This window comes from Flavobacterium sp., from assembly GCF_017985075.1.
GTDB lineage: Bacteria > Bacteroidota > Bacteroidia > Flavobacteriales > Flavobacteriaceae > Flavobacterium.
Genome location: NZ_JAGNYF010000055.1, coordinates 1 through 12,182 on the forward strand (window position 1 = coordinate 1; position 12,182 = coordinate 12,182).

The 12,182-nt window shown below is 30.1% G+C and carries 12 protein-coding genes and 1 pseudogene; 6 read left to right on the top strand and 7 right to left on the bottom strand.

All coding sequences use genetic code 11. From position 1 onward, the window contains the following. From KA468_RS09055 to KA468_RS09065, 3 genes and pseudogenes are all read right to left on the bottom strand, one after another. Nucleotides 1-415, bottom strand: a pseudogene (locus KA468_RS09055) (cytosol nonspecific dipeptidase); the annotation flags it as partial. Between the two features lie 93 nt (nt 416-508). Then, the gene (locus KA468_RS09060) at nt 509-805 is read right to left on the bottom strand and encodes a type II toxin-antitoxin system RelE/ParE family toxin (RefSeq protein ID WP_291242623.1); all 297 of its coding nucleotides are present in this window, start codon (nt 803-805) and stop codon (nt 509-511) included. Beyond that, nucleotides 805-1,014, bottom strand: coding sequence for a hypothetical protein (locus KA468_RS09065; protein WP_291242624.1), 210 nt, complete (start codon nt 1,012-1,014; stop codon nt 805-807). Before KA468_RS09065 ends, KA468_RS09060 begins: the two co-directional genes overlap by 1 nt. Before the next feature lie 73 nt (nt 1,015-1,087). Between KA468_RS09065 and KA468_RS09070 the strand changes: the two genes are divergently transcribed. Both KA468_RS09070 and KA468_RS09075 read left to right on the top strand, forming a co-directional pair. Continuing rightward, nucleotides 1,088-2,155 carry a DUF3810 domain-containing protein gene (locus tag KA468_RS09070; protein ID WP_291242625.1) on the top strand — a complete coding sequence of 356 codons (1,068 nt, stop codon included), beginning with the start codon at nt 1,088-1,090 and terminating at the stop codon, nt 2,153-2,155. Further along, the gene (locus KA468_RS09075; RefSeq protein ID WP_291242626.1) at nt 2,145-3,335 is read left to right on the top strand and encodes an LETM1-related biofilm-associated protein; all 1,191 of its coding nucleotides are present in this window, start codon (nt 2,145-2,147) and stop codon (nt 3,333-3,335) included. Before KA468_RS09070 ends, KA468_RS09075 begins: the two co-directional genes overlap by 11 nt. Here KA468_RS09075 and can read toward each other — a convergent pair. From can to KA468_RS09090, 3 genes are read right to left on the bottom strand one after another with little or no spacing between them, the layout of a single operon-like run. Continuing rightward, nucleotides 3,332-3,967: a carbonate dehydratase gene (gene can / locus KA468_RS09080; protein WP_291242627.1), complete on the bottom strand. Its 636-nt coding sequence runs from the start codon at nt 3,965-3,967 to the stop codon at nt 3,332-3,334. The genes KA468_RS09075 and can overlap by 4 nt on opposite strands. Nucleotides 3,968-3,969: 2 nt before the next feature. After that, on the bottom strand, nt 3,970-5,559 hold the full coding sequence (locus KA468_RS09085) for a SulP family inorganic anion transporter (protein ID WP_291242628.1): 1,590 nt from the start codon (nt 5,557-5,559) through the stop codon (nt 3,970-3,972). Between the two features lie 50 nt (nt 5,560-5,609). Further along, nucleotides 5,610-5,924 (bottom strand): hypothetical protein, encoded by a 315-nt coding sequence (locus tag KA468_RS09090; protein WP_291242629.1) that lies wholly within the window; start codon nt 5,922-5,924, stop codon nt 5,610-5,612. Nucleotides 5,925-6,054: 130 nt separating this feature from the next. On the opposite strand from KA468_RS09090, the gene pyrF reads away from it, so the two are divergent. The 3 genes from pyrF (at nt 6,055) to KA468_RS09105 (ending at nt 8,636) form a co-directional block, all read left to right on the top strand. After that, nucleotides 6,055-6,873 (top strand): orotidine-5'-phosphate decarboxylase, encoded by an 819-nt coding sequence (pyrF, locus tag KA468_RS09095; protein ID WP_291242630.1) that lies wholly within the window; start codon nt 6,055-6,057, stop codon nt 6,871-6,873. 151 nt (nt 6,874-7,024) lie between these two features. Next, complete coding sequence (locus KA468_RS09100) at nt 7,025-7,855, top strand: ABC transporter substrate-binding protein (RefSeq protein WP_291242631.1); 831 nt, start codon at nt 7,025-7,027, stop codon at nt 7,853-7,855. A 1-nt stretch (nt 7,856) separates the two neighbouring features. After that, the gene (locus KA468_RS09105) at nt 7,857-8,636 is read left to right on the top strand and encodes an alpha/beta hydrolase (protein WP_291242632.1); all 780 of its coding nucleotides are present in this window, start codon (nt 7,857-7,859) and stop codon (nt 8,634-8,636) included. 131 nt (nt 8,637-8,767) lie between these two features. Here the strand turns inward: KA468_RS09105 and KA468_RS09110 are convergent, their stop codons facing one another. Next, entirely contained in the window at nt 8,768-9,478 is a 711-nt protein-coding gene (locus tag KA468_RS09110; protein WP_291242633.1) for a DUF4197 domain-containing protein, read from the bottom strand. 158 nt (nt 9,479-9,636) lie between these two features. Between KA468_RS09110 and KA468_RS09115 the strand changes: the two genes are divergently transcribed. Further along, nucleotides 9,637-12,182: methylmalonyl-CoA mutase family protein (locus tag KA468_RS09115; RefSeq protein ID WP_291242634.1), on the top strand; the 2,546-nt coding region annotated here is incomplete at its 3' end.

Consider the following 12,182-nt stretch of genomic DNA (forward strand, 5'->3'; position numbering starts at 1 on the left):
CAATGGCAGGATGTGGAATTGTGGTACTTTCTAAGATTGCCATAATTGTGGCAACACCTAATCCGTTATCGGCACCTAAAGTAGTTCCTTTAGCACGAACCCAGTCACCATCTACATACATTTCAATTCCTTGTGTATCGAAATCAAAATCGGTATCATTGTTTTTTTGATGCACCATATCTAAATGCGATTGCATTACAATGGTTTTACGATTTTCCATTCCGGCAGTTGCAGGTTTCTTTATAATTACATTTCCAACTTCGTCTTTACTGGTGTTTAAACCTAATTTCTGACCAAATTCCATCATAAATGCAATTACACGTTCTTCTTTTTTAGATGGACGAGGTACGGCATTTAAATCGGCAAATTTGTTCCAAAGCACTTTTGGTTCTAAATTTCTTACTTCTTGACTCATTTTATTTTTGTTCTGTTTGTTTTTAATGTTATTGTTCAAAATTCGTTATTTAATATTCAAAATTCGTTTTTTTTTTGAATATTTAAACATAGTTTATAAATCGTAATATGAATTTGGATTTTTAGAAGTGTTAAATACAGAAATAATATGAATTTTTTTGGTTTCTTCTGTAATGTAATAAAACACAATATAAGGGAATTTTTTTAAAGGCAAGCCAATATAATCTTTATATCTAATTTGAAAGTTTGGGTTAATTATTATGGTTTGAATTACGTTTTCTAAAGAAGTATAAAAAACTTCTCCCAATCCTTCTTTTTTTAAATTATAATAAGAAACAGCTTCTTGAATATCATTAATAGCATTTTGTTCAAAGAAAACGGAATAACTCATTATTTTTTATTAAAAATTATCTTTGATTTCACTTCATCCCAAGGAATGTAATTTACTTCATTTGAGTTTTTTCGTCGAGTATCAAGTATATTTTTTATTTCAGATGTCATTTCGAAATCAGAAATGGTAGTATCATAATTAAACTTTTCTATTAATTGCATAAAAAAGTTTAAATCTTGATCAGGAATATTTAAAGTAACTTGTGTCATAAGATTAATAGCTATGAAACAAAATTATAAAAAATATTACTATTTATTAGTCTATTTGTAATAATTTTAGCAAATGAAAAAATATCTAAGTTTATTTTTATTCGTTCAAGTTATTCTGATTAATGTGCTTTCACTTTTTCCAGAAGTAGTAGAGCGCTTTTACAGTAATGGCTTGTATTTGTATCTTTCTAAGTTTAGTCGATTAGTTTTAGGTTGGATTCCTTTTTCTATAGGTGATATTTTCTATATTATTTTGATACTATTTATTTTTAGATGGTTGTATAAAAATAGAATTGGCTTTTTGAATAATTGGAAATCTAACGGTTTAACTATTTTGAATTTTATTTCGATATTGTATTTCTTTTTTCATTTTTTGTGGGGATTGAATTATTATCGAACTCCATTATATGAAAAAATAGGTATTGAAAAAGAGTATACTAAAGAACAATTGCAAAATTTGACGTTAAAATTAATTGCCGAAACAAATCATTTGCAACTTCAAATAGAAAAATTACATTATAATAAAGTGGTTTATAGCTATTCAGAACAAAAAATGTATGAAATGGCTTTAAACGGATATGCTAATTTGCCTAAACCGTTATCGCATATTCATTATCAATATAAAAGTATCAAATCCTCGATTTTTAGTTTTCCATTGAGTTATATGGGATTTGGAGGGTATTTGAATCCATTTACAAACGAAGCTCAAGTGAATAATTTGAAGCCTAAATATACTTCGCCATTAACAATTTGTCACGAAATGGCACATCAAACCGGAATTGCCTCTGAAAGTGATTGTAATTTTATTGGATTTATAGCAGCTTCGCAAAATAAAGATGTGTATTTTCAATATTCGGCATATGCTTTTGCTTTAAATTATTGCTTGTATAATTTAGAAGTAATGGAAGCAGGTAGTAGTAAAACGTACAAAGTATTTATTAATAAAGGTGTTTTTGGAAATTTTAACGAAAACAAAACCTTTTGGAAACACTATCATTCGTGGATTGATACTTTTTTTGAATACATTTACGACACATTTTTAAAAATGAACCAACAAAAAGACGGAATGGAAAGTTATAGTAAATTTGTAGGTTTATTAATTAATTACGACTTAAAACATCAGTTGATTCATGCAAATTAACCCTTCAATTAACGGTTGGATTGAAAAATTTATTCAACAACATGCTGCTGATATCGTTACATACGATACCAACGAATCATTCTTTAGGGCTTCTCAAAAAAGCGGTCTAATTTATGGTTATGTTGTAAACTATCATCTAAAAACAGACATAGACGATACAAAATGGGACGCTGAAGAGAAAATGAAAGTTGGTTTTTTAGCTACATTACTTGCTTTGTTTCAGTTTCAAAAGTTGGATTCGAAAACTGCTTTTTTAAATGAATTGTTATCTTTTTACGATCAAATTTCAAAAGGAAAATTTAGTTTTTTAAATATGGTTATGCCGCAATCTAATTCGTATCAAAAATTAGAGAGTATTATAAATGAACGTTTGCAAACAAATGATAATATTGTTACTAAAAATTTCACTCATATAGTAACCAATTCCATGTTGTATATTGATGTTTTGGCTTTTGAATATTATTTGAATCATAACTCTATTAATCTTGACTTTTTTAAGAATTTAGAACGTAAATGTTTGGCATTAATTATGTTTTCATTGAATGTAAAAAAACATAAATCGGAGTACGATGTAATGCTTCTAAAAATGTTTGAAAATTCGTTACGATATTCTAAAGTTTCTAAAATAAATAATCATCAAATTATTGATATTGTTTTTGAAGGAAATCGGTCTGAATTAGAAAGTTTATATCTATATGAAATTGCTCATATGACGTTATTAAGCGATGGAGTAGTATATGAAAATGAACAAATTTTTCTTACTGAATTCGCTTTAAAATTAGGTTTAAATAAAAATTTTCAAAACTCTGGTTATGAATTAGTTGAATTTATAAATAAATATAAAAAAAACCTACCTTTTTATAATATTAATCATCCAGTAAAACAGTTTTATACAAACACGCAAGACAATATTGCAAAGTTAGTAAGTAGGAATAAAACACGGTTACTTAAAGAGCTTTCAGAAAGTAAAGAATTAGTAAAATTATTAGGTAAATCAACTCAAAACGAATTGAGTTTTGAGGAAAAAAAGAAAGTAAAAAAACAGTTATTAGACATATGCAAAAGCATTCCGTCGCTCACTATTTTTTTACTTCCTGGAGGTGGATTGTTATTACCAATTTTGATAAAATTTATTCCACAATTATTGCCTTCAGCGTTTAATGAAAATTTAAACGATTAAAAGTTTAATTTAAACATTGAATCCAACTCGTTATTGTTGCTGAAATTTACATTTAAATCAGTCACATAACCTGAATTCAATCCGTAAACCCAACCATGTAAGTACAGTTCTTGACCGTTATTCCATGCGTTTTGTACGATTGAAGTTTTGGCTAAATTGTATACTTGTTCAATAACGTTAAGTTCAACCATACGGTTAAATTTTTTGTCTTCATCTTCAATTGCGGAAAGTTCCTCATTGTGAACACGATACACATCTTTTATATTTCTTATCCAATTGTCAATTACACCAATTGATTCGTTACCCATAGCTGCTTTTACACCTCCACATCCGTAATGTCCGCAAACTAAAACGTGTTTTACTTTTAAGGCGTTTACAGCATAATCTAATACGCTTAGCATATTCATGTCTGTATGAATAACAAGGTTAGCGATATTTCTATGTACAAAAACTTCTCCAGCTCTTGTTCCAGTTATCTCATTTGCAGGAACTCGACTATCAGAGCATCCAATCCATAATAATGGCGGATTTTGACCATTTGATAAATCTTTGAAATAGTTAGGGTCTTTTGCTAAATTGGATTCTACCCATTCTTTATTATTGTCTAATATTTTTTTATAAAAATCGCTCATAATTAGCTTTTGTGTTTAATAGTTATATGTTTTAATGATTCATGATGATCTAAATTATATTGCTCATCAAATCCTTTTAATTTTATTGTTATGTTTTTTTCTATAGATGTAAATTTACAAAATTCTCCAATTAATTCAATCACATCATGATCAATATATACGGTTTCAGTAGCATCAATAGTTACTTTGGTGTTTGCTGGCAGTTCTTGTAGAGATTCTTTTATCGCCGCTTTGTTTAAAAAAGATACTTCTTGTGCTAATTTAACAATAATTTTATCACCATCGTGAAGTTCTTCTTTATCAAAACTATAAGCTTTTTTTAAATTTCCTTTTAGAATTATAAAAATACTGATTAATAATCCTAACAAAACGCCTTTTAATAAATCTATGGCAACAACGCCTATAATGGTAATTAAAAATGGTAAAAATTGATACCATCCTAATTTATAAAATTTTATAAATAATTTTGGACTTGCTAATTTATATCCAATTAATAATAATACAGCAGCTAATGTAGCTAATGGGATTTTATTTAGAACAATTGGAATGCTAATCACACTAATTAGCAGAAAAACACCATGAATAATTGCAGATAATTTAGTTTTTGCTCCAGCATTTATATTCGCTGAGGACCTAACTACTACTGAAGTCATAGGCAATCCGCCAATTAATCCACTCAATATATTTCCAAGACCTTGTGCTTTTAATTCATTATTTGGATCCGAATATCTTTTTTGAGGATCTAATCGGTCAGCTGCTTCTATACAAAGTAAACTTTCTACTGAGGCTACAATAGCAATTGTTGCTGCTACAACCCAAACCTGATAATTAGTTATTGCAGTAAAATCTGGAAATACAAATACGTTTACAAAATCATCAAATGAATTAAAAACCGGTAAATTCACCAAATGTTCTGCTCTAATTTCAAAGGCAGTTCCTTCAAAAGTAATGTTTAAAAGAATACTTACTATTACTGCTATTAGTGCACCCGGCATAAATTTTATTTTATCTTGGATTTTGTATTTATCCCAAAGAACTAATAAAATCAATGATATAATACATATGGTAACAGCGCCAATACTAATGTAATCTAAAGCTTTAAAAATTTCAGAAAACGTATTTTCGCCATCAGGTTGCCAAAATGAATCGTCGCCTTCAAAATCTTTATCATAACCAAAAGCATGTGGTAATTGCTTTAAAAAGATACTGATTCCAATTCCAGCAAGCATACCTTCGATTACATTGTTAGGAATAAAATTTGCTAAACTTCCTGATTTTAAGTATCCTAATATTAACTGAATAACTCCAGCTATTACAACAGCTAACAAAAAAACATCAAATTGTTTTAATGTGCCTATTGCAGTTACGATGATGGCAATCAATCCCGCTGCTGGTCCGCTAACGCTTACGTGAGATTTACTTAAATACCCTATAAGTATTCCACCAATAATTCCAGAAATAATTCCTGGAAAAGGAGAAGCATTTGCACCAAGCGAACCTAAAGCAATACCTAAGCATAATGGTAACGCTACAAGAAATACGACTAATCCCGAAAATAAATCGGATTTTAAATGTTTTGTTGTTATTGACATAAATCAAAATTTGTGATTAAAAAAATGCTTTTTAAAGCCCTACAAATGATTTATGCGAATTCGGGAGGTGGCGAAAAAATTTCTTTAAATTGAGAATTATGATTACTGAGGAAATGAAATAAATTTTCTTCATTATCATTAATTGATGTTTTGATATAAATTTTTTCTGTATGTAGTATTTTGTCGAAAAAATCAAATTCATTTTTTTCTAATTCCTTTTCTTCAGAATTATCAATGTCATCTTTGTTTTCATCAAAATCTAAAAAAGAAACAGTTTTGATACTATCTTCAAATAAACACTGTATTGTCGGAGTGATTATTGATAGTAAAAAAACACATAAAATAATATTTGTTATTTTCTTCAAAAGATTAATTTATTTTCAACAAAAATAGAACCTTGAATTTTATAATCAAAAGCTTTTTTAATAATTTATTGTTAAAAATTCAATAGATTTAAATTCCAAATTTGTAAATTTGCACCACAACAAAAATAAAATGACAACACCACAACTTATTGAGCAAATTCGTCTAAAAAAATCATTTTTATGTATTGGTTTAGATGTAGATTTGACTAAAATCCCAGCACATTTATTAACAACAGAAGATCCAATTTTCGAATTTAATAAAGCGATCATTGATGCTACGCACGATGTATGTGTTTCGTACAAACCAAATACGGCTTTTTATGAAGCTTATGGTATCAAAGGTTGGCAAGCTTTACAGAAAACAATCGATTATATAAACAATAACTATCCCAATATTTTCACAATTGCCGATGCAAAACGCGGTGATATTGGAAATACATCAACAATGTATGCTAAAGCTTTTTTTGAAGATTTAAATTTTGATTCAGTTACTGTTGCGCCTTATATGGGAAAAGATTCTGTAGAACCTTTTTTGGCTTTTGAAAACAAACATACTATTATGTTAGCTTTAACGTCAAATGAAGGTGCTTTCGATTTTCAAACATTAAATAATAACGGGCAAGAATTATATAAAACGGTTTTAGAAACGTCTAAAAATTGGAAAAACAGTCAAAATTTAATGTATGTTGTAGGGGCTACAAAAGCAGAATATTTTACAGAAATTAGAAAAATTGTACCAAATAGTTTCTTATTGGTTCCAGGCGTTGGTGCTCAAGGCGGAAGTTTAGCCGAAGTTTGCAAATACGGAATGAATGAAAACGTTGGCTTATTAATTAATTCTTCAAGAGGTATAATTTTTGCATCAAACGGATCTGATTTTGCAGAAAAGGCAAGGGAAGAAGCGCTGAAATTACAAGGAGAAATGGAAATTATTTTAAGTAAAAAGTAAGAAGTAAGAAGTTACAAGGTGGCAAAGTAAAAGATAGTCTATCTATGTTTTCTAGGTATAGCGAAGCTACTCAATTTACCAAATTTTTTTCTATGTTCCTATGTGTTTAATTATATAGAAAGTTAAAACCCAACACCCATCACCATAAAAAATGAAACAATTCACAGACCAACTTGGCACCATTCACACTTTTGAAAACACTCCAAAGAGAATTATTTCTTTAGTGCCTTCACAAACCGAATTGTTATATGATTTGGGTTTGGAAGATGAAATCGTTGGTATTACGAAGTTTTGTGTACATCCGTTTCATTTTAAATCTACTAAAGAAATTATTGGCGGTACGAAAACCATCAAATTCGATAAAATAAAAGCCTTACAACCAGATATTATCATTGCCAATAAAGAAGAAAATACCAAAGAAATTGTTGAGCAATTAAGAACTATTTGTCCAGTTTGGGTGACAGATATTGTTACGATTGCCGACAATAATAAAATGATTGAAGATTTCGGAAATCTGTTTAATAAAAGAACCAATGCACAAAAGTGGATTGATAAAATAAACTTCGGATATCAAAAACTCCAAACACTTGTGGCTTCAAAATTTGAAGAAAATGCGAAACAAAAAGTAGCGTATTTTATTTGGGCAAACCCATATATGGTTGCGGCTGGAGATACATTTATAAATGAGATGCTAAAATTGAATGGATTAGAAAATATCTATGATAATCATCCAAAATATGAAGGACGTTATCCTGAAGTAGTCATCAATAAAATGCGAATCCAAGGTGATCCTGATTTTGTGTTTTTATCTTCTGAACCTTTTCCTTTTACAGATGAACATGCATTCGAATTAGGCAGACATACACATCATGCAAAAACTATTTTTGTCGATGGCGAAATGTTTTCTTGGTATGGAAGTCGTTTAGTTAAAGCGTTCGATTATTTCACTTTGTTGCAAGAAAAGCTTTATATTTACAAATAAAATGATAGCCTTTACTGTATACGAAAATAAAAACACGACTGAATGGGTAACATTTGTCCATGGTGCAGGAGGCAGTTCTTCTATTTGGTTTAAGCAGATAAAGGAATTTAAAGCTCATTTTAATGTTTTATTATTAGATCTTCGTGGTCATGGCAATTCCAAAGAGAAAATTACTAAAAAATATACATTTAAAGCCATTGCTAATGATGTTTTAGAAGTTCTCAATCATTTAAATATTCAAAAATCACATTTCATTGGAATTTCATTAGGAACAATAGTAATCCGACAATTTGCAGAAATGTACGAAAACAGAGTGCAAAGTATGATTATGGGTGGCGCTATTTTAAAAATGAATTTTCGTTCACAAATTTTAATGCGATTAGGTAATACGTTTAAATATGTTTTACCTTATTTGGTTTTATATCGCTTTTTTGCATTTGTTATTATGCCAAATAAAAACCATAAGCAATCTAGATTGTTATTCATCAATGAAGCAAAAAAACTCTATCAAAAAGAGTTTATAAAATGGTTTAAGTTAACTGCTGAGATTAATCCTATTTTAAAATGGTTTCGTCAAGTTGAATTGCAAGTGCCTACTTTATATGTTATGGGAGAAGAAGATTATATGTTTTTACCTTCAGTGAGAAAAGTAGTGGAAAGTCATTATAAAACTTCCCAATTAGTAGTTTTTGAAAACTGTGGTCACGTGGTTAACGTAGAAAAATGGGAATTATTTAATTCGGAAGTAATTCAATATATAAAAACTCAAAATAAGGTATAAAAAAAACAACTGAAACCTAAATTTCAGTTGTTCTTTAACTAAAAACTAACCTTAAAAAACTATTTATTATTTCGCAAATATCAGAATTTTAGCTAGTTAATACTGTTAAGATTTTGTTATAATTGTAAAAATTATTTTTTATCTTGTAGTGCGAATACTTTTTTTAACAAATCAGAGTTTCTTGAAGTTAAATTAGTTCTAATTTCCTTTTCTTCCACTGCAATCATTTTATAAACTCCAGCTAAGGTTTTATTAGTAGTGTACTCTGCAATATCCGGATTTATTTTTTTAACTAATGGAATGCTGTTGTACTTGGTAATAATTTGATTCCAAATTTTATCCGCGCCTACTTTTGCAAGTGAATTTTTAATAACAGGATTAAAAGAAGCATACAAAGCTACTGAAGTAGTACTTTGTAAATAATTTGTAGCTGCATTTTCTTGCCCTAAAACAATATTTTTTGCATCGGTAAATGTCATGTTTTTAATTGCATCTACAAAAATTGGTGTCGCCTCTTTTACTGCATCTTCGGCAGCCCTGTTTAATAATAAAATACCTTCATCGGCTAAACTTGATAACCCAATTTGTCTTAAGCGAGTATCCACTTTTTGTAATTCTTCGGGTAATACTATTTTAACTAATTCATTTTTATAAAAACCATCTTTTTGAGTTAGTTTTACAACTTGTTTTTTAATTCCTTTATCTAAAGCTTCTTTTAAGCCATTGGAAATGTCAATTGCAGAAACTGTAGGTGTTTTTGAAATTACTTTTTTAATTGTGTTTTTTAATTGAGCACTACTGATTGTTGGCATTATAAGTAGCAATAAAATAATTTTTTTCATTTAAATAAATTTAGTTTCGTTTCTTTAACACAAAATGCATACCACATATTTCAAATCTGCTATTTTTTTTAATTTTATTGATTTTTTACATCATTTAAATAGAAATAAAAATTATTAAATTCGTAAATTGCACCCTTAAAATCGATTAATATTTAAAAATGGAACCACAAATACCATATATTCCTGTTAATAAAGTAAGAATTGTAACCGCAGCGTCACTTTTTGACGGACACGATGCAGCCATTAACATCATGCGAAGAATCATCCAAGCGACAGGTGTAGAGGTAATTCATCTTGGACATGATAGAAGTGTTGAAGAAGTTGTAAATACTGCCATTCAAGAAGATGCGAATGCGATTGCAATGACATCATATCAAGGTGGGCATAACGAGTATTTTAAATACATGTTCGATTTACTTAAGGAAAAAGGAGCTGGTCATATCAAAATATTTGGCGGAGGCGGAGGCGTAATCTTACCTTCAGAAATTTCAGAATTACACGAGTACGGCATCGAAAGAATTTATTCTCCAGATGATGGTCGTGCTATGGGATTACAAGGTATGATTAACGATTTGGTCAAACGTTCTGATTATCCAATTGGAGATAAATTGACGGGTGAATTATCGCACATAGAAGAAAAAAATCCAACTGCTATTGCACGATTAATTTCGGCCGCTGAGAATTTTCCAGAAATTGCAAAATCGGTTTTTGACCAAATTCACCAAAAGAATGAAACGTCTAAAATTCCTGTTTTAGGAATTACCGGTACAGGTGGAGCAGGAAAGTCATCTTTAGTAGATGAATTGGTTCGTCGTTTTTTAATCGATTTCCCAGAAAAAACAATCGGATTAATTTCGGTTGATCCCTCAAAACGTAAAACAGGCGGTGCCTTATTAGGTGATAGAATTCGTATGAATGCGATTAATAATTCAAGAGTTTATATGCGTTCGTTAGCAACTCGTCAATCCAATTTGGCTTTATCAAAATATGTGGCTGAAGCTATTGAAGTATTGAAAGCGGCTAAATACGATATCATAATTTTAGAAACGTCTGGAATTGGACAATCGGATACAGAAATTATGGACCATTCTGATGTTTCGTTATACGTAATGACTCCCGAGTTTGGAGCAGCAACGCAATTGGAAAAAATCGATATGTTGGATTTTGCGGATTTAGTGGCGCTGAATAAATTCGACAAACGTGGTGCTTTAGATGCGATTCGTGATGTAAAAAAACAATACCAACGCAATCATAATTTATGGGATGTAGATACCAATACCATGCCTATTTTCGGGACAATTGCATCGCAGTTTAACGATCCAGGTATGAATACACTCTATAAATCTATAATGGATAAGATTGTAGAAAAAACAGGAGCTGATTTAAAATCGACTTTTGAAATCACACGTGAAATGAGTGAGAAAATTTTCGTAATTCCTCCACATAGAACACGTTATTTATCTGAAATTGCAGAAAATAATAGAAAATACGATGAAACGGCACTTTCTCAAGTTGAAGTAGCTCAAAAATTATACGGAATTTTTAAAACTGTGGAATCGGTTAACGGTAATTTACCACAATTAGATAAAGCAGGAATTGTTGAAGATTCTTTAAAAATCACTGCTGATAACAAAGATTTTGTTTCGTTATTGACTAAAGAATTCGACCGAGTAAAAATGAACTTAGATCCTTATAATTGGGAAATCATTTTAACTTGGGACGAAAAAGTAAACAAATACAAAAATCCAGTGTATAGTTTTAAAGTTCGAGATAAAGAAATTAAAATCGCAACACATACCGAATCGCTTTCGCATTCGCAAATTCCAAAAGTAGCGTTACCAAAATACCAAGCTTGGGGCGATATTTTAAAATGGAATTTACAAGAAAATGTTCCTGGAGAATTCCCATTCGCCTCTGGATTATATCCATTTAAAAGAGAAGGCGAAGATCCAAGTAGAATGTTTGCAGGTGAAGGTGGTCCAGAACGAACTAATAAGCGTTTTCATTACGTGTCTGCAGGATTGCCAGCAAAACGATTATCAACGGCTTTTGATTCGGTGACTTTATATGGAAATGATCCACATATTCGTCCTGATATTTATGGAAAAATTGGTAATGCTGGAGTTTCAATTTGTTGTTTAGACGATGCGAAGAAATTATATTCAGGTTTCGATTTGAGTCATCCAATGACTTCTGTGTCTATGACGATTAATGGTCCAGCACCAATGTTGTTGGGATTCTTTATGAATGCGGCCATCGATCAAAACTGTGAAAAATACATTATTGAAAATGGTTTGCAGGCTGAAGTTGAAGCTAAAATCAACGAAATTTATAAGCAAAAAGGGGTAACACGTCCGTCTTATCAAGGCGATTTACCAGAAGGGAATAATGGATTAGGGTTGATGCTTTTAGGCGTTACAGGTGATCAAGTTTTACCTTTTGAGGTGTACCAAGATATAAAAATCAAAACTTTAGCACAAGTCCGTGGTACAGTTCAAGCCGATATTTTAAAAGAAGATCAAGCACAAAATACGTGTATTTTCTCTACAGAATTTGCTTTACGTTTAATGGGCGATGTGCAAGACTATTTCATTAAAGAAAACGTTCGTAATTTTTATTCAGTTTCTATTTCTGGATATCATATTGCTGAAGCAGGAGCGAACCCAATTACGCAATTGGCATTCACTTTAGCTAATGGTTTCAC

Excerpts from the sequence above, each read along its gene's own strand:
- KA468_RS09060 (WP_291242623.1), bottom strand. The coding sequence starts at position 805 with ATGAGTTATTCCGTTTTCTTTGAACAAAATGCTATTAATGATATTCAA.
- KA468_RS09065 (WP_291242624.1), bottom strand. The coding sequence starts at position 1,014 with ATGACACAAGTTACTTTAAATATTCCTGATCAAGATTTAAACTTTTTT.
- KA468_RS09070 (WP_291242625.1), top strand. The coding sequence starts at position 1,088 with ATGAAAAAATATCTAAGTTTATTTTTATTCGTTCAAGTTATTCTGATT.
- KA468_RS09075 (WP_291242626.1), top strand. The coding sequence starts at position 2,145 with ATGCAAATTAACCCTTCAATTAACGGTTGGATTGAAAAATTTATTCAA.
- can (WP_291242627.1), bottom strand. The coding sequence starts at position 3,967 with ATGAGCGATTTTTATAAAAAAATATTAGACAATAATAAAGAATGGGTA.
- KA468_RS09085 (WP_291242628.1), bottom strand. The coding sequence starts at position 5,559 with ATGTCAATAACAACAAAACATTTAAAATCCGATTTATTTTCGGGATTA.
- pyrF (WP_291242630.1), top strand. The coding sequence starts at position 6,055 with ATGACAACACCACAACTTATTGAGCAAATTCGTCTAAAAAAATCATTT.
- KA468_RS09100 (WP_291242631.1), top strand. The coding sequence starts at position 7,025 with ATGAAACAATTCACAGACCAACTTGGCACCATTCACACTTTTGAAAAC.
- KA468_RS09105 (WP_291242632.1), top strand. The coding sequence starts at position 7,857 with ATGATAGCCTTTACTGTATACGAAAATAAAAACACGACTGAATGGGTA.
- KA468_RS09110 (WP_291242633.1), bottom strand. The coding sequence starts at position 9,478 with ATGAAAAAAATTATTTTATTGCTACTTATAATGCCAACAATCAGTAGT.